We start from the raw sequence: 19,459 nt of genomic DNA, 5'->3' as shown, positions 1-19,459 counted from the left end.
GAAGAGTGACTCTTCAAGTAATTGAAGCGAAGCTCATGATAAGTCAGGCCATTAGATTGGCAATGGATATGCCTGACCGTTAGGTAAATTAATGCGCCCAACAGCTGTCAGGTTCTCGCACACCAACCGTAGTGCGATGCGTCGTCGTAGTGGCTTTGTTGCTGCTCCAACGGCTAAGAAATTGGCTCCTACAATGACTCTCGTTCAGAAGACTGCTTTATTAGCACCGACTGCAACAAAAGTAATTAAAGCCGCTTAACGAAAAGCGCAGTTTTTACTGCGCTTTTTTCTTGCCCTGTCCCACCTTGAAATGTCTTTACACATTGGTATTCCCTACCCGATTTGATACCTTAACCACAAATCATTATAAAATTTGTGGAGAAGTAAAGTATGAAGTGTCACCGCATTGAGGAACTGCTTGAACTGATGGAGCCTGAGTGGCAGAAAGATCAAGAGCTTAACTTATTAGAGTTCATCATTAAGCTATCAAAAGAAGCGGGCTACCAAGGTAAGCTTGAAGATCTGACTGACGATGTTCTTATCTATCATCTAAAAATGCGTAACAGCGAGAAAGATGAAATGATCCCAGGTCTGAAAAAAGACCAAGAAGATGACTTCAAAACGGCAATTCTTAAAGCGCGCGGTATCATCTAACCGGCTTAAAACGATCACCCAAACTTTCAATAAGCGACCACTCGGTCGCTTATTTTGTTTCTGTTCGCTATTTTTTCGTCACAACTGTTACCACTTTTGTTGTTAAAGGTTGATAGCGTTAAAGAAATGACAACAAGATTGCCGCTATAATCGCCACCCATAAGAATCTTCTAAAATAATAAGAGTCAGTGTTAAGTCAGCCCATGCACCAAACTCGAAGCTTAGGTTCTCTAACACCATATTTTAAAGCAATGTCGTCAATACTCTCGCAGAGGGTATAGCCACCAAAAGGATAGTCCATGAGTCAGGATAAAATCGATATCAAAGATGTGACTCCTAAAACCTTTAATCCCAAGACACATAAAGGTAATGGAGATCGATTTAACCCAAGTAACCGAATCTATGTTCGAGAAAGCAAAGGTAAATTCCAACAACTGCGCCGTTATGGCGGTTGGTTCTTACTTTTACTTTTTGCGCTTATCCCATGGATCCCATTTGGTGAGCGACAAGCGATCTTGCTCGATATCGGCAGCCAACAGTTCAACTTCTTTGGTACAACCCTATACCCACAAGATCTGACGCTACTCGCCATCCTCTTTATGATTGCGGCGTTTGGCTTGTTCTTCATAACCACCTTCTTAGGACGTGTCTGGTGTGGCTATTTGTGCCCGCAAACCGTCTGGACCTTCATGTACATCTGGTTCGAAGAGAAACTGGAAGGCGCGGCAAACAAGCGTAAGAAGCAAGATTCAAACAAACTCACCGCCAATTTGGCGATCAGAAAGACACTCAAACACATCGCATGGTGGGCTATTGCTATCGCAACCGGTCTCACCTTCGTTGGCTACTTCATTCCAATCAAAGAGTTAGTGGTTGGCTTCTTTACCTTTAATTCCACTTTTTGGCCTGTGTTTTGGGTACTGTTCTTCGCAGGTTGTACTTATGCCAATGCAGGTTGGATGCGCTCGATTGTTTGTCTGCACATGTGTCCGTATGCGCGTTTCCAATCGGCTATGTTCGACAAAGATACCTTTATTGTGGGCTATGACACTGAACGAGGTGAAAGCCGTGGCCCTCGTTCACGTAAAGTCGACCACAAACAACTCGGCTTGGGCGACTGTATTGACTGTAATTTATGCGTGCAAGTGTGCCCAACGGGGATTGATATTCGTGACGGCCTACAATACGAGTGTATTAACTGTGGCGCGTGTATTGATGCCTGTGACAACACCATGGAACGTATGGGTTATGAGAAAGGTCTGATCAACTACACCACAGAGCATAGGCTTGAAGGGCACTCAACCAAGGTCATGCGTCCTAAGCTCTTGGGCTATGGCGTAATACTGATCGTTATGTTGGGGCTATTTTTCGCACAAATCGCGAGTGTAGATCCTGCAGGTTTAAGCGTTCTGCGCGATAGAAACCAACTATTTAAAATCAATAGCCAAGGACTTGTCGAAAATACTTACAACTTGAAAGTCATCAACAAAACTCAGCAAGAACAAGAGTACAAGCTTGATGTCAGCGGGCTACCCGATTCTATCTGGTACGGTAAACAAACCATTACCGTAGAGCCAGGTGAGGTTTTAAACCTTCCTATCAGTTTGGGAGTCGATCCAGAAAAACTGAGCTCACCAGTTTCGACAATTCAGTTTATACTCTCGGATAATGAAGAGTTTACGATGGAAGTCGAAAGCCGCTTTATCAAGAAGCTCTGATACCAATCACCTTAATGGTGGGTATAACACCCAAATAAATGGAAAAAGGCTCAGTAATGAGCCTTTTTTATTATATGACGATGCAAGCCTTTAACTTTGATAACCTAACCCCTGACTTCATGTGGTACGCACTGGAGAGCATTGGGGTTCGCGCTGAATCCGGGCTTCTCGCTCTTAACAGTTACGAAAATCGGGTCTACCAATTCACCGATGAAGATCGCAAACGCTACGTTGTTAAGTTTTATCGCCCGCAACGTTGGAACAAAGCACAGATCCAAGAAGAACACGACTTCGCGTTAGAACTGATCGAACAAGAAATGCCAATCGCTCCGCCAATGCGTATCAATGGTGCGACCTTGCACGAATACCAAGGCTACCTGTTTGCACTGTTTGAAAGTGTCGGTGGCCGACAGTATGAAGTGGATAACCTAGACCAATTGGAAGGTGTAGGTCGTTTCCTTGGTCGAATTCATAAGGCGAGTGCAGGAAGAACATTCCAACATCGCCCGACCATCAGCTTAGATGAATACCTTTATCAGCCACGCAAGATATTAGAAAACTCTCAGTTTATCCCAACGCATCTAGAAAACGCGTTCTTCAATGACGTCGACCTCCTAATTAAAGAGTTAGAGAACCAATGGCCGAGCAATACTGAGAATATCCGCCTACATGGCGACTGCCACCCGGGTAATATCCTATGGCGCGACGGACCAATGTTCGTCGATCTCGATGACGCGCGTAATGGCCCTGCGGTTCAAGACCTGTGGATGCTGCTTAACGGTGAGCGCCAAGATAAGCTGATGCAACTGGATATTCTGCTAGAGAGCTATCAAGAGTTTTGTGATTTTAATCCCTCGCAACTGAAACTTATCGAGCCACTACGCGGTCTACGTATGGTGCATTACATGGCATGGTTGGCGAAGCGATGGCACGATCCAGCGTTTCCTTTGGCTTTCCCATGGTTTAATGACCCGAAATATTGGGAGCAACAAGTACTTGCTTGTAAAGAGCAAATTGCTACCCTGCAAGAGCCACCACTTTCGTTAATGCCTCAGTGGTAAACGCAATCGCAACATACAACTAGATAAAAATTCAAACATAATGGAGATTGGATAAATGAAAAAGCTATTCGCATTTTTCTCATTGATCATGTTGAGCCTTTCAGCTCACGCTGCGAAATTTAACGAAGGTGAACACTACAAAGTTCTCGATCTAGAAGCATCAAAAAAACCAATGGTGACAGAGTTTTTCTCTTTCTACTGCCCACACTGTAATAGCTTTGAGCCTATCATCCAGCAGCTAAAACAACAGCTACCAGCTGACGCGAAGCTACAGAAGAACCATGTTTCATTCATGGGCGGCAACATGGGTCTGCCAATGAGCAAAGCTTACGCGACAATGATTGCGCTTAAAGTGGAAGACAAAATGGTGCCAGTGATGTTTAACCGCATTCACAACATGAACAAGCCACCACGCGATGAAGCAGAACTGCGTCAAATCTTCCTAGATGAAGGCGTTGATGCTAAGAAATTCGATGCGGCATACAACGGCTTTGCAGTAGATTCTATGGTTCGTCGTTTCGACAAAGCATTCAAAGACAGCGGCCTTTCTGGCGTACCAGCAGTAGTAGTGAATAACCGTTACTTGGTAGAAGCACAAGGCATCAACAGCCTAGACGAATATTTTGAATTGGTTAACTTCTTACTGAAGAAGTAAAAAACAATCAAAAAACCATATTAAGGGAGCTTCGGCTTCCTTTTTTGTGCCTGACGCTTTTTAATCATCTTCAGCAAACACATAATTTTTAGGCCGCGATACGGTTCTACTTCCCATTTATCTAATAAACCTTTATAAGGTGCGCGATAAAGTGAACCTTTAGATTATGCTGTTTTCTATAACTTTTTATTAACAGCTATTTGTTGCTACCACTCACTGGGGCAAGGAGCCTCTGAATGAAAATTAAATATACGTTATTAGCACTGAGCGTTGCCACAGCACCCGCTTTTGCCAAGCTTGCTGATGAAGCAGGTTTTAGTGGTGAAATATCTATCAACACCGGTTTTACTTCTTCAACCTCAAATTTTAATACCGATGCTGACAGCACTATTTCATCTAACGAACAGAAGGCTTCTTCGGAAAGCTCATTCCTTGTTGCACCTTTAGGCAGCGTTGCTTACACCTTCGGTGAAAAACTAAACCACCAGGTTTACACAGGTACAGCGCGAGATGACGTAGCAACGGGTACTGTGGTACTTGAATTGGGTTATAAATACCAACTAGAGTCAGGCATGACCATCGACGCTTCACTTCTGCCAACCATCATGTCTGGTGAGACTTGGGCAAACCCATACGAGGTTGGTACAGCTCGAAGTAAAACAGACGAAACGGGTAATGCGTTTCGTTTGAAATTAAGCAGCATTGCGGGTTCAGCTTTTTCTCTAGACATGGCCTACGCCACCAAAGATGTAGAAGATGATTTAGTTAGAGAAGAACTCCAACGTGATGCAGAAACTTTCTACCTGAAAGGTCAGTATCGTCAGCCGATCAGTCGTACCATGATGTTAGTGCCATCATTGATTTACCAATCAAGTTCTGCGGATGGCAAAGCTGCTTCTTATGAACAGTTCGGTGGTGAAGTCAGCTTATTCGGCGGTATGGGTCGTCACCAATACGCACTAACAGCGGGCTATAACCAACGCTCTTACGATGCAAGCAACCCTATCTACGACAAGAAGCGCAGCGACGACAACATCAACCTATTTGCCGCGTATGAATATGATCAATTCATGGACTGGGAAAACTGGTCGTTTGTTTCGCTTGCGGGCTACGGCACCAGCGACTCGAACATTACCTTCTACGATGAATCACAATACATCGTCTCAGTTGGCTTGAACTACAAGTTCTAATCACTGGTAGCCTCTAGCTCTTAGCAACCAATGACTAACAACGAAAGCCTGCGTAAAAAGCAGGCTTTCTTGTTTTTATACCGCTTGAGCCGAGAGTTGTTTCAAGAGTCGATCCATCGCTCGATAGCCAAGCGCCTCTGATAAATGCTTCTTTTCAATCTGCTCACTACCCTCTAGGTCCGCAATAGTTCGCGCAACCTTGATGATTCGATGATAAGCACGAATCGATAAACCCAATCGATGCAGCGCCGTTTCTAAAAACTCCGCATCCTCGCGTCGTAATGGGCAATACTTTTCAATTTCTCGGCTGCCTAACAGCGCATTCGATTTATGGTTCCTAGACAGCATCAACTGGCGCGCTTGTTTGACCCGTTGTTTTACCACTTGAGTCGTTTCACCACGATCGCCACCTTCAGCCAACATCCCTTTGGGCAATAGTGGGATCTCCAATGACATATCGAACCTATCCAGTAATGGCCCCGATAATCGATTGAGATAGCGCAATATGATCTGCGGATTAGCGCGTGCTTGATTGCCTTCGTAATAACCAGTCGGGCTTGGGTTCAAGGCTCCGACCAACTGAAAGCGTGCAGGAAAACGTGTCTTGCCTGCCACGCGTGAAATAATGATCTCACCTGATTCCAACGGCTCTCGCAGTGAATCGAGCACCTTGCGCTCAAACTCAGGCATCTCATCGAGAAACAATAATCCGTTATGCGCCAAAGAGATCTCTCCGGGGCGAGGTACGGAACCACCACCGACCAATGCCGCCATCGAACTGGAATGATGAGGAGATCGAAAAGGCCTTTGCTTCCAGTTGTATTGATTGATCTCTTGCTGCGTTAACGAGGCCACCGATGCAGTTTCCATCGCCTCGTCATCACTCATTTCAGGCAGTAAGTCGCGCAATCGAGACGCCAACATAGTCTTGCCGGTTCCGGGTGGGCCAAGAAAAAGTAAGTTGTGGTTGCCAGCAGCAGCGATCTCCAATGCTCGCTTGCCTTGCTGTTGACCAATGATGTCCTGCAAATCACGATGTTCGATAACATCGACCTGATGTTGCTCTGTCCGGTATAACCCAAGCTGAGCCTGACCACACATATCCGCACAAACCTCCAACAACGTTTGCGCTGACTTATGTACCCCCTTACCAACTAGGGCTGCCTGATCGCCATTGTGATGCGGTACCACCAAGCATCGCTCAACACTATCCGCCGCTAATGTGGCTGGTAGAACTCCTTTGACTGAGCGTAATTCTCCCGATAACGCCAACTCACCAATAAACTCATGTTGGGCTATTTTTGATGTGGGTAGTTGATCGGACGCCACCAAAATACCCAGAGCAATTGGTAAGTCAAAACGCCCTCCTTCTTTGGGTAAATCGGCAGGAGCAAGATTGACGGTGATTCTTTTCGATGGGAATTCAAAGCGAGAATTAATGATGGCACTCCTCACTCGGTCTTTCGATTCTTTAACCGTAGTCTCAGGTAAACCCACTAGCGTAAAACCGGGCATTCCGTTGCTTATATGCACTTCAACGGTCACTTCTGGCGCCTCTACACCCACACTAGCTCGGCTATGAATTATCGCGAGTCCCATAACTTTCCTTTGTCTTTGATTTAAAAGTATTCACTCTGGATATTCACTGCTCACCAAAGCGATAAGGTTGTTATATAGCGTGGTGGAATGGTGTTTTAATGTGAAAAAAGAATGACATTTTCCTTGTCATGCGGCAGATTTGTGTGATAACACTAGAGATGTAGACAATTACTTAAGACAATAAACGAGAAAACTCGAATTTTATGATGTTTAACGCTCGCATTTACGCACTGATTAACCTGATTATCGTAGTCATTATTGAGACTACGCGGGGGCGAGTGGGAAAAAAGTAACCACGAATTAGAAAAAACCCCCGCACTGAAAAGTCCGGGGGTTTTTTCTAATTTAACGATTCGATTTTTATATTTGAAACATTTTCGGCTTTGCCGATTTACAGGAAGAATGGGAGCACAAGATGTGCATAGACAATGGAAACAGTTACCAAAATATAGGTAATACGGGGAAATTCCGATGAAAGGCGCAGAACTAGTTGTATCCGCACTAAAACAGCAGGGTATTAAAACCGTATTTGGTTACCCAGGTGGTGCCATCATGCCAATCTACGACGCACTTTATGACGGCGGGGTTGAGCATATCCTGTGTCGCCATGAGCAAGGTGCTGCAATGGCTGCTATCGGTATGGCACGAGCAACACAAGACGTCGCTGTTTGTATGGCAACCTCAGGCCCAGGCGCGACTAACCTAGTCACAGGTCTTGCTGATGCCTTTATGGACTCCATCCCACTCGTCGCTATCACTGGTCAAGTCGCTAGCTCCCACATTGGTACCGATGCATTCCAAGAAATGGATGTGATTGGTATGTCTCTGTCATGTACTAAACACAGTTACCTCGTTACCGATATTGAAGATCTTGCTCCAACACTGGCTGAAGCATTTATCGTTGCAAAAGCAGGGCGTCCCGGTCCGGTTATTGTCGATATCGCTAAAGATGTTCAGCTAGCAGAGTCCCCTGTAAAAATTCTTCCTGAATTTACACCACCAGCCATTCCTGTTGTGACAACGGATGCTATTGAACAAGCTCAGTACTTCTTGTCTCAAGCGACTCGTCCTGTTTTATACGTAGGTGGTGGCGTTCAACTGGCGAAAGCAACCGATGCAGTTCGTGAGTTTTTACGTCTAAATCCAATGCCTGCAGTAAGCACACTAAAAGGCTTAGGCACCATTGAACGTGACGACCCACACTACTTGGGTATGCTGGGTATGCACGGCACCAAAGCCGCTAACCTAGTGGTTCAAGAAAGTGACCTGTTGATTGTTGTTGGCGCTCGTTTTGATGACCGAGTTACCGGTAAGCTCGATACCTTTGCACCACACGCGAAAGTTATCCATATCGATATCGATGCGGCAGAGTTTAGTAAACTGCGTCTGGCCAATGCGCCTATTCGCGGTGACATCAACAAGATCATGCCTCAACTGGAACTAAGCCAAGACATCTCTTCTTGGGTTCACCACTCTGAAGGGCTACGCAGCTCATTCAAGTGGCGCTACGACCACCCAGGCGACCTTATCTTCGCACCTTTGTTGTTGAAACAACTGTCAGACATGATGCCTGCGAGTTCTATGGTTTCAACCGATGTTGGCCAACATCAGATGTGGGCAGCTCAGCATATTCAACCTCGCGATCCACAAAACTTCATCACTTCAGCGGGCTTAGGCACGATGGGCTTTGGCCTACCTGCAGCTATGGGAGCATCGGTTGGCCGTCCTGATGACCAATCTATACTTATCTCAGGCGACGGTTCATTCATGATGAACGTGCAAGAGCTTGGTACGCTGAAGCGTCGCCAAATCCCAGTGAAGATGGTGCTGCTTAACAACTCCCGTTTAGGCATGGTTCGCCAATGGCAATCTCTGTTCTTTGATGGTCGACACAGTGAAACTATCTTGGATGACAACCCAGATTTCGTCATGCTGGCAAAAGCGTTCGATATCCCGGGCAAAACCATCACGCGTAAAGAAGAAGTAGAACCAGCATTGAAAGAGATGCTTGAGAGCAAAACCGCTTACCTACTTCATGTCCTTATCGACGAAGAAGAAAACGTATGGCCACTAGTACCGCCAGGTGCTTCAAACAGCGAAATGTTGGAGAACACATAACATGAAAAGATACTTATTAGACATCAAAGCCGATGATAAACCAGTACTGTTAGAACGTGTTCTTCGTGTTATTCGCCACCGTGGCTTCATCGTTAAGCAAGTGGCTGGCACCCAAAACCACGAAAGCAAAGTCGCGAGCGTTGAGATCATTGTCGACAGTGACCGCCCGATTTCTTTCTTAGTTAATCAGATCGAAAAGCTGTGGGATGTACGTACCGTTGACGTTATTTCTATCAGTCGTAATGAATTGCCAAACAATAACTTACAACAAAAAATAAGTGCATAAGGAACCGCAAACATGACAGCTAAAACAGCAGACTATATTTGGTTTAACGGTGAAATGGTTCCTTGGGCAGAGGCGAACGTTCACGTCCTGACTCATGCAATGCACTACGGTACTTCTGTATTTGAAGGCGTTCGTTGCTACAACACGCCAAAGGGTCCGGTTATCTTCCGTCACCCAGAGCATGCAAGACGCCTAAAAGACTCAGCGAAAATCTACCGCTTCCCAATTCCTTTCACTGAGGAAGAGATTATGGAAGCGACTCGCGAAACGCTACGCCAAAATAAGCTAGAGTCAGCGTACATACGCCCTCTCGGCTTTGTCGGCAACGTTGGTTTAGGTGTTTGCCCTCCTGAAAACACAGAAATGGATCTGATCATCGCCGCTTTCCCATGGGGTTCTTACCTTGGTGAAGAAGCGCTAGAAAATGGCGTAGATGCGATGATCTCAAGCTGGAACCGTGCAGCGCCAAATACTATCCCAACCTCAGCAAAGGCTGGTGGTAACTACCTATCATCACTGCTAGTGGGCGGTGAAGCTCGTCGTCATGGTTATGATGAAGGCATTGCCCTAAGTGTTGATGGTTACCTTTCAGAGGGAGCGGGCGAGAACATTTTTGTTATTCGTAACGGCATTCTCTCTACGCCACCAGCAACCAGCGCGATTCTGCCAGGTATCACTCGTGACTCGATCATGACGCTAGCAAAAGATATGGGTTATGAAATCCGTGAAGAGAACATTGCTCGTGAAGCGCTATACCTTGCCGATGAAGTCTTCATGACAGGTACAGCAGCAGAAATCGTTCCGGTTCGCAGCGTAGATAAAATTACAGTAGGTGAAGGCAAACGCGGTCCTATCACTGAAAAAGTTCAAGCAGCTTACTTTGGTTTATTTAATGGCACTACTGAAGATAAGTGGGGCTGGTTAGATTACGTTTATCCAGCAGACCACACGTCAGATAACCAAACACAAACAACTAAGTAAGCAACAGCCAAATATTTTATAAGGATTTAAGCAATGCCAATCTATCGTTCAGCAACGACTACCCACGGACGCAACATGGCTGGTGCGCGCGCTTTATGGCGTGCAACTGGCGTTAAAGATGATGACTTCGGTAAGCCAATCATCGCGGTTGTAAACTCTTTCACTCAATTCGTACCAGGCCACGTTCACCTTAAAGATATGGGTCAACTGGTTGCGGGTGAAATCGAGAAAGCGGGCGGTATCGCTAAAGAATTCAATACCATCGCAGTCGATGATGGTATCGCAATGGGCCACGGCGGCATGCTGTATTCACTGCCATCACGTGAGCTTATTGCAGACTCAGTAGAATACATGGTCAATGCACACTGTGCGGATGCGATGGTGTGTATCTCTAACTGTGACAAAATCACTCCGGGGATGATGATGGCCGCAATGCGCCTTAACATCCCAGTGATCTTTGTATCAGGCGGCCCAATGGAAGCAGGTAAAACCAAGCTTTCAGATCAAATCATCAAGCTCGATCTTGTTGACGCGATGATTCAGGGTGCCGATCCAACAATTTCTGATGAGCAAAGTGAGCAAGTAGAACGTTCAGCATGTCCAACCTGTGGTTCATGTTCAGGTATGTTCACAGCAAACTCAATGAACTGCCTAACAGAAGCACTTGGTCTATCTCAGCCTGGTAACGGTTCTATGCTGGCGACACACGCAGACCGCGAAGAACTGTTCATCAATGCCGGTAAGCGCATCGTTGATCTAACCAAGCGTTACTACGAGCAAGACGACGAGTCAGCACTGCCACGCAACATCGCAAACCGCGCTGCTTTCGATAATGCGATGGCGCTTGATATCGCAATGGGTGGTTCTAGTAACACTGTTCTTCACCTTTTAGCGGCTGCTCAAGAAGGCGACATTGATTTCGATATGGATGATATCGATGCGATGTCTCGCCGTGTTCCACACCTATGTAAAGTGGCGCCTTCAACACCGAAGTACCACATGGAAGATGTTCACCGTGCTGGTGGCGTAATGGCTATCCTTGGTGAGCTTGACCGTGCAGGTCTATTGAACAACCAAACTCGCACCGTGCTTGGTCTAAGCATGCAAGAGCAACTTGCACAGTACGACATCATGCAGACAGAAGACGAAGCCGTGCTTAAGTTCTTCCGCGCTGGCCCTGCGGGCATCCGTACAACTAAAGCTTTCTCACAAGATTGTCGTTGGGATCGCCTTGATGACGATCGCAAAGATGGTTGTATTCGTACCAAAGAAAACGCATTCAGCCAAGAAGGTGGCCTAGCGGTACTTTCAGGTAACATCGCGGTTGATGGTTGTATCGTTAAGACTGCGGGTGTTGATGAAGAAAACCTTAAATTCCAAGGTCCAGCAATCGTATTTGAAAGCCAAGATACAGCGGTAGAAGGTATCTTAGCGGGTAAAGTTAAAGCTGGCGAAGTCGTGGTTATTCGCTACGAAGGCCCTAAAGGTGGTCCAGGTATGCAAGAAATGCTGTACCCAACGACTTACCTAAAATCTATGGGTCTAGGCAAGTCTTGTGCTCTTCTAACCGATGGTCGTTTCTCTGGTGGTACATCAGGTCTGTCTATCGGTCACGCGTCTCCAGAAGCAGCAAGTGGCGGTGTGATTGGTCTAGTTAACACGGGCGATATCATCACTATCGACATCCCTAGCCGTTCAATCACGCTTTATGTGCCTGAAGCAGAGCTTGAAGCACGTCGCGTTAAACAAGATGCATTAGGCTGGAAACCAGAAAACCGTCAGCGTGAAGTGTCATTCGCACTCAAAGCTTACGCGAGCATGGCAACCAGTGCCGACAAAGGCGCTGTACGTGATAAGTCTAAGCTTGAGGGCTAACTATGAGTGACGACACCTCCAGTCCCAAAAAACAAAGTGGCGCAGATTATCTGCGCCAGATCCTGAGAGCACCGGTTTACGAAGCGGCAATCGTGACACCTCTGCAAGATATGCCACGCTTAAGCGCTCGTATCGGTAATCAGGTTCAGCTTAAACGAGAAGACCGTCAGCCGGTACACTCGTTTAAGCTGCGCGGTGCTTACAACATGGTATCAAGCCTTTCTGAACAACAGAAAGCCGCAGGTGTGATTGCAGCATCAGCAGGAAACCACGCACAAGGTATGGCGCTGTCCGGTTCTAAGCTGGGTATTCAAACCACGATCGTGATGCCAAAAACAACGCCGGATATCAAGGTTGATGCGGTACGCGGATTTGGTGGCAAAGTGGTTCTGCACGGTAGTAATTTCGATGAAGCGAAAGCGGAAGCGGAACGCCTATCGGCTGAACATGGCTTCACCTTTGTACCTCCTTTCGATCACCCACTGGTGATTGCAGGGCAAGGTACTATGGGCATGGAGATGCTGCAGCAAAACGGTCACATGGATTATATATTTGTGCCGGTTGGTGGTGGTGGCTTAGCCGCTGGTGTTGCAGTGCTTATCAAACAACTGATGCCAGAGATTAAAGTGATTGCGGTAGAGCCTGAAGACTCGGCTTGCTTGAAAGCAGCACTGGATGCGGGTGAACCAGTGGTACTGGATCAGGTCAGCATGTTTGCTGATGGTGTTGCGGTTAAACGCATTGGTGAAGAAACCTTCCGTCTTTGCCAACAGTACATTGATGGTCATATTACAGTCTCTAGCGATGAAATCTGCTCTGCGGTAAAGGACATCTTTGAAGACACCCGTGCAATTGCTGAGCCTTCAGGAGCGCTTGCTCTGGCAGGCCTTAAGAAGTTTGCAGAACAAAACCAACTGCAAGGTAAGCAACTGGCAACGGTACTGTCTGGTGCTAACACCAACTTCCACGGTCTGCGTTATGTCTCTGAGCGTTGTGAATTAGGTGAGAAGCGAGAAGGCCTGCTTGCGGTGACGATTCCAGAGCGACAAGGTGCGTTCCTAGAGTTCTGTAACATTATTGGTGGTCGAGCGGTGACTGAGTTTAACTACCGCCACAACGACGAAAGCCTGGCGAATATCTTCGTTGGTGTACGTCTACAAGGTGGACAAGAAGAACTCGAACACATCATCAATGACTTACGTGAGGGTGACTACGCGGTTGTCGACTTGTCTGATGACGAGATGGCAAAACTTCATATTCGTTACATGATTGGCGGCAAACCATCGAAGCCATTGAAAGAGCGTCTTTACAGCTTTGAGTTCCCTGAATACCCAGGGGCATTGATTAAATTCCTTGATACCTTAGGGACTCACTGGAATATCAGCTTGTTCAACTATCGTAACCATGGTGCTGACTACGGTCGTGTGCTGTGTGGTTTTGAACTCGGTGATGACGACTTAGCTCAGTTCTCTACACATTTAGAAGAACTCGGTTACCAATGCAAAGATGAAACCGATAACCCTTCCTACAAGTTTTTCTTGTCTTAAGAGTTCGGCCTAAGCATCAAAAAGAGCGAGTTATCATAACTCGCTCTTTTTATTGGACGGATTCAAACCTAACCCGAATGATCTTCAACGGATCGCATCATTAGATCGCTTTGCGATGATCCAACCAATCTTGATGAAGCTGTTCACTCGATCCTAAATACTTAACCATCCACTCGATCAACTTATGGTTGTCGTCTTTACGCCACACTAAGCAACAATGACTCTGCGGGCTTGGCTCAGGTAATATTTTTTCCACCAGCAAACCTTGCTCAATAATAGGTGCGGCGATATGCCTTGGCATGTAACCCACCCCTACACCATTTTTAAGACACTCTATTGCGCTGTACCAGTTAGGTAATAGAAGACGTCTCTGACTTGCATAATGGCCAGTGTGACGCTTAGGCAGCACGCTGGAGGTATCATCCAAACAGATCGCTGGATATTGACTGACAAAGGCTTCATTGAGGTTTTGTTCTCGCACACAAGGGTGACTGGGTGACATCACAAATGCCCAATCTAACCGCCCCATATCCTTAACTTCAAAGTCACCGCCAACCGGAATCGCCGAAGTAGCGCCAATCACAATATCCGCCCTGCCCTGTGCTATGGCTTCCCAAGAACCGTTAAACACTTCCATGTTGATCTGAAGTTCAGCAAACTCAAAGGTTTGATAAAACTCTTCAATCATTGGCTTCATCTTGTCGAGCTTAACCACGTTATCAAGGGTTAGACGTAAGGTTTTCTTCCAACCACGAGCAGCGCGGCGAGTTTGTGCACTGAGTTCTTCCATTTGCCTCAGCAGTTGGCGAGCCTCTTCAATAAACAGCTCCCCAGCGGGCGTCAGCTCTACTTTTCTTGGTAAGCGTCTGAAAAGTAAAACATCAAGCTCTTGCTCTACCTGCCTAACCCCATAGCTGATCGCCGATGGTACTTTGTGCAATTGCTCTGCAGCCGCAGTAAAGCTGCCCAAGCGAGCAACGGTATCAAGCATTTCTAACGAGGATTTAGAGAACATAAGCCTTCAAATTTTTTGATTGATAACTACATATTTTAGCGTTTTATTTTATCAGTTCTGAAAAATAGAATGTCAGCATAAATAAACAGGGACTTTAACTCCTGATTATCTAACAATTTTTTTGATGATAAAAACATCACTACTTTTAGCTTAATGGCATCTTATGAATATTTCTAAATTTCAATTGGTCTACCTTGCAGTACTTTCAATGCTTGGTTTCATCGCGACTGATATGTACCTTCCAGCGTTTAAAGCAATGGAAGTCGACTTTGCAACCGGACCAGAGCAGATCGCCTTGTCTCTAACCGTATTCCTTGGCGGTATGGCACTAGGCCAGCTTCTTTGGGGCCTAGCAAGTGACAAATATGGTCACCGCAATACGCTGGCAGTCGGTCTAGTAATATTCACCGCCGCTTCATTTGGCTTAGCATTCAGTACCGAAGTATGGCATCTACTGACACTACGCTTCATTCAAGCGATCGGTGTATGTGCGCCAGCTGTAATTTGGCAAGCAATGGTTATCAAGCGTTACTCTCAGAGCAGTAGCCAGCAAATTTTTGCGACTATCATGCCTCTAGTAGCGCTATCTCCAGCATTAGCACCTCAACTGGGTGTGTTGCTAGCAGACAGCTTTGGTTGGCACAGTATCTTTATCACATTGACGCTAATGGGCGCATTGTTGATCGCAACGACAATGGCTCAACCAAAAGAAGCGCCGGAAGTAAAACAGACATCGATCAAGACTGATATTAAAACGCTACTTAAGTCTAAGCCATACATGGGCAATGTGTTGATGTTTGCATCGGCGTCAGCAGCGTTCTTCGCTTACCTAACGGGTATGCCAGAGATCATGGCTCAGCTAGGTTATGAAGCAAAAGACATTGGCTTGAGCTTCATTCCACAGACAATCGCCTTTATGGCTGGTGGCTACTTCGGTAAGCAAGCAGTGAAAAAGTACGGTGATGGTGTCGTATTACGAAACCTGATTGGTTTGTTTAGCGTTGCTGCGTTACTGATTTTCATCGCATCACAATGGGAACTGACGTCAATTTGGCCTCTACTGGCACCGTTCTGTCTGATTGCAGTAGCAAACGGCGCACTTTACCCAATAGTAGTAAACCGTGCCCTATCAAGCGCAAAACAGAGTCCAGCAACAGCAGCTGGTCTACAGAACAGCCTTCAAATCAGCATTAGCAGCTTATCAAGCGCACTCGTTGCTGCAATGGCGAGCCAAGCACTGAGCGCTACGGGTATTGCAGTGGTGATTTGCTTAGGTACTTTGTGGATTGGTTACATCGTTTCGAACAAAGAACTGTCTGACCACTTTGTTGCGCCAGATAACTCTCGCGTAGTGGCAGAAGACAAGCAAGACTAGCTTCTAGCTTAAGAAAACAAAAAAGAGCGAGATTACTCGCTCTTTTTTTATATCTACGGTTACTTAAATACTGCTTCTATTACACTTCAACGGCTTCCAATGCTGGTGCTTTATGGCGACTGTATTCGTCATAGTTAACCACTCGGCTACGGCCCATATCTTTGGCCATATAGAGCGCATTATCTGCCATCTTAACCAAAGATTCAGTATCAGATGCTGGCTTAGGATAGGTGGCAACACCAATAGATACGCCCAACTGTCCTAATGAAAGCCCTTTGTGCTCAAGGTGCATAGAACGCACCGCATCACATAATACCTGACCAAACTCCGTAGCTTGTTCCATCGAGTAATGCGGAAGCAGTATCGCTAACTCCTCACCACCCAATCGGCACGCGATCTCATCTTCACTCACACTCTGTTTGAGTAGTGCACTGATCTCTTTCAATACGAAATCACCCGCATCATGGCCAAAGTTGTCATTAAAACGTTTAAAGTGATCCAAATCGAGCATCAGCAATGATAACGGTTGCTCGCTGGTGGCGGAGTTCATCGAATGTTCTTCCAATTTTTGTTCGAAGAAACGACGGTTAAACAGGCCTGTTAATGGATCGCTCAATGCTTGCGAGCGAAGCTTCTCTTGCAGGCTCAGGTTAGCCAATGCTAAACCTAAATGCTCTGAAACACTGAAAGCCAGTTGCTCGGTAATAGGGTCAATCTTGATATCACCCACCCCGAAGTAAAGGTGCATAATACCGATGGTGTTGCCGTGTGCCGTCAACGGAATACAAAGCGTTTGGTTGTTATCCATCTCGTGCATGTGCCCACAAGTCAACGAATGGAAATCATCATTCGATTGGTGCGCTCGACCTTTACGTAATGACCAACACTCTTCCGGCGCAAAGCTTGCGCTGCCTGGCCACGCTTCTCCCCAGTCAAGCTGAGTGATCAGCTGGTTACGCGATGCGCGCATCAAAGAAACACTGCCGTTCACGTTACCGAGAATTCGCGGCAAGATATCCGAAACGATCTGTTGTGCTTCCACCATGTTGTTACACGCGGCAAGCATATTCGCGAGGCGGTGCATCAACTCAATTTCATGGGTTCGTTGGCGAATGCGTTCATCTTGCTTCTTCTGTTCTTCTTCCACTCGATGAACAATTTGGCGATTGCTCACATATGAGGTGCCAATCAAGAAACTCAAACTCAGCAATACCATACCAACCAAAATCCCCATCAATTGGAAATTCATCTGTTTCAGTTGATGCATTGGCGAAGAGATCACGATAACGAAGTCTTGCCCGTTAATGCTCTCTTTCATTGAATAGTAGATTCGGTCGATGGAGGTCACGGTACTAAAACGGACATCACTGCCGGTACCTTGTTGAATGGCTTGCTTGAATTCAGGGCGGTTACCGTGATTTTCGACTCTAGCCAATGCATGGTCTGAAAGATCTGTATCACCAATCACGACACCATCGGGACTTATCACTTGGATTCGGAGTCGAGTGTTGGCTTGCGTTAAGTCTCCGATGTAATCATCGACATCCATATCAACCGTAAATAACTCACTATCTTCGCGAATTTCATAGATAACGTCTGACATCAAAGAAACTAGGTGATCACGCTCATTTTCAACAACCAGTTTTTCCAGCGTTACATAAAAGCCATAGAGACCTATTAACATTGAAAAAGACAAAATAATGATCGGCAATGTTTGCCATTTCTTTTCAACCAATATCACCGTACATCAACCCATTTATACCGAACCATAGCCCGAATATTAACAATCTATTAAAAAAATACAATTGCCAAATTGATTATTTTGTTAGCAGTGAGTGACCGATACAAAAAAGCCAGTAGCGATGCTACTGGCTTTCATAAGAGTATCTTTTGGACGTTAGAGATTATTTTTTAGTTGGACGTTTCCAATCAGCAATCTTACGCTCTTTCGCACGGCTAATAACAAGCTCGTTCTCTGAAACATCACGAGTCACCGTTGAGCCTGCACCGACAGTTGCGCCGTTGCCAATAGTAACAGGTGCGATTAATTGGCTATCAGAGCCAACAAATACGTCATCGCCTATGATGGTCTTAAACTTGTTCGCGCCATCGTAGTTACAAGTGATAGCACCCGCACCCACATTTACACGTTGACCGATCTCAGCATCACCTAGGTAAGTAAGGTGATTCGCTTTAGAACCCTCACCAAGACGAGTGTTCTTCACTTCAACAAAGTTACCTACATGCGAATTGTTACGCATGTCAGCACCTGGACGTAAGCGAGTGAATGGACCAACCGTACAGTCTTCACCAATTGTCGCACCTTCGATTACGCTATATGGGCGAACGATAGTGTTGTCATCGATCTCACAGTCTTTCAGTACACAACCGGTGCCGATAACCACGTTATCACCAATACTTACGCTGCCTTCAATGATTACGTTAGTATCAATCTCAACATCCATACCACATTGAAGCTCACCACGTAGGTCAAAGCGGCTTGGGTCGCGCAGCATTACGCCTTGCTTCAATAACTTGTCTGCTTGCTCAGCTTGGTAAGCACGCTCTAGACGAGCCAGTTGAGAACGGTCGTTCACGCCTTCCACTTCAATCGGACTTACTGGGTGTACAGCTTCAACGGCACGGCCTTCATCGTGAGCGGCTGCAATAACGTCAGTCAGGTAGTATTCACCTTGTGCGTTGTCATTGCTTAGGCCTGATAACCAACGCTTCAGATCACCACCTGTTGCAACCATAACTCCGGTGTTGATCTCTTTGATAAGCTTCTGCTCATCGGTTGCATCTTTCTGCTCAACGATTGCCACAACAGGGCCATTGCGACGAATGATACGACCGTAACCCATAGGGTTATCTAGAACGACAGTAAGTAGTGCTATACCACCGTTTGGTTGAGCGTCTAATAGGTTTTCAATGGTTTCAGGTGAGATCAGTGGAACATCACCGTATAACACTAATACTTTTTCATCATCGGCGAAATGTGCAGATGCTTGATCGACAGCGTGGCCTGTACCTAGCTGCTCAGCTTGCAGTGCCCAATTTACAGATTCTTCAGCTAAGATAGCTTTCATCTGATCACCACCGTGGCCGTAAACCAGGTTGATGTTTTGAGCGCCTAGACCATTACATGTATCAATAACATGCTTCACCATTGGCTTACCTGCAAGCGTGTGCAGAACCTTTGGTGTGTTTGAATACATGCGAGTGCCTTTGCCCGCCGCGAGAATTACCGCGCTAAACTTCATTGTAAACCTATCCAACGTTATTTTTATTAAGCCGATATTGTAACCGTTTTTGGCCAAAAAATTAAATCGCAATAACCATTTAACCAGTAGTGATACGTAAAAGAAGCATTTTTTGAGAATCC

16 protein-coding genes are annotated in these 19,459 nt (G+C 46.0%); 12 read left to right on the top strand and 4 right to left on the bottom strand.

The features are described from left to right. Nucleotides 1–91: 91 nt before the first annotated feature. From QWZ07_RS22295 to QWZ07_RS22270, 6 genes are all read left to right on the top strand, one after another. Nucleotides 92–259, top strand: a complete 168-nt coding sequence (locus QWZ07_RS22295) for a hypothetical protein (RefSeq protein ID WP_004735761.1) — start codon at nt 92–94, stop codon at nt 257–259. 131 nt (nt 260–390) lie between these two features. Next, the gene (locus QWZ07_RS22290; protein ID WP_017109664.1) at nt 391–654 is read left to right on the top strand and encodes a YihD family protein; all 264 of its coding nucleotides are present in this window, start codon (nt 391–393) and stop codon (nt 652–654) included. A gap of 299 nt (nt 655–953) precedes the next feature. Next, nucleotides 954–2,372 carry a cytochrome c oxidase accessory protein CcoG gene (gene ccoG / locus QWZ07_RS22285; RefSeq protein ID WP_017109665.1) on the top strand — a complete coding sequence of 473 codons (1,419 nt, stop codon included), beginning with the start codon at nt 954–956 and terminating at the stop codon, nt 2,370–2,372. A 74-nt stretch (nt 2,373–2,446) separates the two neighbouring features. After that, nucleotides 2,447–3,433 (top strand): serine/threonine protein kinase, encoded by a 987-nt coding sequence (locus QWZ07_RS22280; RefSeq protein ID WP_065111984.1) that lies wholly within the window; start codon nt 2,447–2,449, stop codon nt 3,431–3,433. 55 nt (nt 3,434–3,488) lie between these two features. Beyond that, on the top strand, nt 3,489–4,088 hold the full coding sequence (locus QWZ07_RS22275) for a thiol:disulfide interchange protein DsbA/DsbL (RefSeq protein WP_017109674.1): 600 nt from the start codon (nt 3,489–3,491) through the stop codon (nt 4,086–4,088). A gap of 236 nt (nt 4,089–4,324) precedes the next feature. Then, entirely contained in the window at nt 4,325–5,278 is a 954-nt protein-coding gene (locus tag QWZ07_RS22270) for a DUF2860 domain-containing protein (RefSeq protein ID WP_192854254.1), read from the top strand. 75 nt (nt 5,279–5,353) lie between these two features. Here the strand turns inward: QWZ07_RS22270 and QWZ07_RS22265 are convergent, their stop codons facing one another. After that, nucleotides 5,354–6,877, bottom strand: a complete 1,524-nt coding sequence (locus QWZ07_RS22265; protein ID WP_192854253.1) for a YifB family Mg chelatase-like AAA ATPase — start codon at nt 6,875–6,877, stop codon at nt 5,354–5,356. A 471-nt stretch (nt 6,878–7,348) separates the two neighbouring features. On the opposite strand from QWZ07_RS22265, the gene ilvG reads away from it, so the two are divergent. Genes ilvG through ilvA form a run of 5 tightly spaced genes read left to right on the top strand, consistent with a single transcriptional unit; the run spans nt 7,349 to nt 13,684 of the window. Next, on the top strand, nt 7,349–8,995 hold the full coding sequence (ilvG, locus tag QWZ07_RS22260) for an acetolactate synthase 2 catalytic subunit (protein WP_065104223.1): 1,647 nt from the start codon (nt 7,349–7,351) through the stop codon (nt 8,993–8,995). Between the two features lies 1 nt (nt 8,996). Beyond that, nucleotides 8,997–9,281, top strand: a complete 285-nt coding sequence (gene ilvM, locus QWZ07_RS22255) for an acetolactate synthase 2 small subunit (RefSeq protein WP_017111739.1) — start codon at nt 8,997–8,999, stop codon at nt 9,279–9,281. 12 nt (nt 9,282–9,293) lie between these two features. Beyond that, the gene (locus QWZ07_RS22250; RefSeq protein ID WP_017107538.1) at nt 9,294–10,262 is read left to right on the top strand and encodes a branched-chain amino acid transaminase; all 969 of its coding nucleotides are present in this window, start codon (nt 9,294–9,296) and stop codon (nt 10,260–10,262) included. Nucleotides 10,263–10,295: 33 nt separating this feature from the next. Beyond that, nucleotides 10,296–12,137: a dihydroxy-acid dehydratase gene (ilvD, locus tag QWZ07_RS22245; protein WP_192854252.1), complete on the top strand. Its 1,842-nt coding sequence runs from the start codon at nt 10,296–10,298 to the stop codon at nt 12,135–12,137. A gap of 2 nt (nt 12,138–12,139) precedes the next feature. Further along, the gene (gene ilvA, locus QWZ07_RS22240) at nt 12,140–13,684 is read left to right on the top strand and encodes a threonine ammonia-lyase, biosynthetic (protein ID WP_192854251.1); all 1,545 of its coding nucleotides are present in this window, start codon (nt 12,140–12,142) and stop codon (nt 13,682–13,684) included. 100 nt (nt 13,685–13,784) lie between these two features. Here ilvA and punR read toward each other — a convergent pair whose 3' ends face one another. Next, nucleotides 13,785–14,699, bottom strand: coding sequence for a DNA-binding transcriptional activator PunR (punR, locus tag QWZ07_RS22235; protein WP_065104226.1), 915 nt, complete (start codon nt 14,697–14,699; stop codon nt 13,785–13,787). A 163-nt stretch (nt 14,700–14,862) separates the two neighbouring features. Here punR and punC point away from each other — a divergent pair, with 163 nt between their 5' ends. Next, nucleotides 14,863–16,074 (top strand): purine nucleoside transporter PunC, encoded by a 1,212-nt coding sequence (gene punC / locus QWZ07_RS22230; RefSeq protein WP_192854250.1) that lies wholly within the window; start codon nt 14,863–14,865, stop codon nt 16,072–16,074. 79 nt (nt 16,075–16,153) lie between these two features. Here punC and QWZ07_RS22225 read toward each other — a convergent pair whose 3' ends face one another. Both QWZ07_RS22225 and glmU read right to left on the bottom strand, forming a co-directional pair. Continuing rightward, on the bottom strand, nt 16,154–17,758 hold the full coding sequence (locus QWZ07_RS22225) for a sensor domain-containing diguanylate cyclase (protein ID WP_192854249.1): 1,605 nt from the start codon (nt 17,756–17,758) through the stop codon (nt 16,154–16,156). 220 nt (nt 17,759–17,978) lie between these two features. Then, nucleotides 17,979–19,337 (bottom strand): bifunctional UDP-N-acetylglucosamine diphosphorylase/glucosamine-1-phosphate N-acetyltransferase GlmU, encoded by a 1,359-nt coding sequence (glmU, locus tag QWZ07_RS22220; protein ID WP_065111974.1) that lies wholly within the window; start codon nt 19,335–19,337, stop codon nt 17,979–17,981. Nucleotides 19,338–19,459 lie beyond the last annotated feature (122 nt).

This window comes from Vibrio lentus (genome assembly GCF_030409755.1).
Taxonomy (GTDB): Bacteria; Pseudomonadota; Gammaproteobacteria; order Enterobacterales; family Vibrionaceae; genus Vibrio; species Vibrio lentus.
The sequence above is the reverse complement of the archived record's forward strand: the minus strand, read 5'-3'. Positions and strand labels throughout refer to the sequence as shown.

Bases quoted from the DNA above. Each gene is read 5' to 3' on its own strand.
- QWZ07_RS22295 (WP_004735761.1), top strand. From the start codon at position 92: ATGCGCCCAACAGCTGTCAGGTTCTCGCACACCAACCGTAGTGCGATG.
- QWZ07_RS22290 (WP_017109664.1), top strand. From the start codon at position 391: ATGAAGTGTCACCGCATTGAGGAACTGCTTGAACTGATGGAGCCTGAG.
- QWZ07_RS22250 (WP_017107538.1), top strand. From the start codon at position 9,294: ATGACAGCTAAAACAGCAGACTATATTTGGTTTAACGGTGAAATGGTT.
- QWZ07_RS22280 (WP_065111984.1), top strand. From the start codon at position 2,447: ATGACGATGCAAGCCTTTAACTTTGATAACCTAACCCCTGACTTCATG.
- punR (WP_065104226.1), bottom strand. From the start codon at position 14,699: ATGTTCTCTAAATCCTCGTTAGAAATGCTTGATACCGTTGCTCGCTTG.
- QWZ07_RS22270 (WP_192854254.1), top strand. From the start codon at position 4,325: ATGAAAATTAAATATACGTTATTAGCACTGAGCGTTGCCACAGCACCC.
- ilvG (WP_065104223.1), top strand. From the start codon at position 7,349: ATGAAAGGCGCAGAACTAGTTGTATCCGCACTAAAACAGCAGGGTATT.
- QWZ07_RS22265 (WP_192854253.1), bottom strand. From the start codon at position 6,877: ATGGGACTCGCGATAATTCATAGCCGAGCTAGTGTGGGTGTAGAGGCG.
- glmU (WP_065111974.1), bottom strand. From the start codon at position 19,337: ATGAAGTTTAGCGCGGTAATTCTCGCGGCGGGCAAAGGCACTCGCATG.
- ilvM (WP_017111739.1), top strand. From the start codon at position 8,997: ATGAAAAGATACTTATTAGACATCAAAGCCGATGATAAACCAGTACTG.
- QWZ07_RS22275 (WP_017109674.1), top strand. From the start codon at position 3,489: ATGAAAAAGCTATTCGCATTTTTCTCATTGATCATGTTGAGCCTTTCA.
- ilvA (WP_192854251.1), top strand. From the start codon at position 12,140: ATGAGTGACGACACCTCCAGTCCCAAAAAACAAAGTGGCGCAGATTAT.
- QWZ07_RS22225 (WP_192854249.1), bottom strand. From the start codon at position 17,758: ATGTTAATAGGTCTCTATGGCTTTTATGTAACGCTGGAAAAACTGGTT.
- punC (WP_192854250.1), top strand. From the start codon at position 14,863: ATGAATATTTCTAAATTTCAATTGGTCTACCTTGCAGTACTTTCAATG.
- ccoG (WP_017109665.1), top strand. From the start codon at position 954: ATGAGTCAGGATAAAATCGATATCAAAGATGTGACTCCTAAAACCTTT.
- ilvD (WP_192854252.1), top strand. From the start codon at position 10,296: ATGCCAATCTATCGTTCAGCAACGACTACCCACGGACGCAACATGGCT.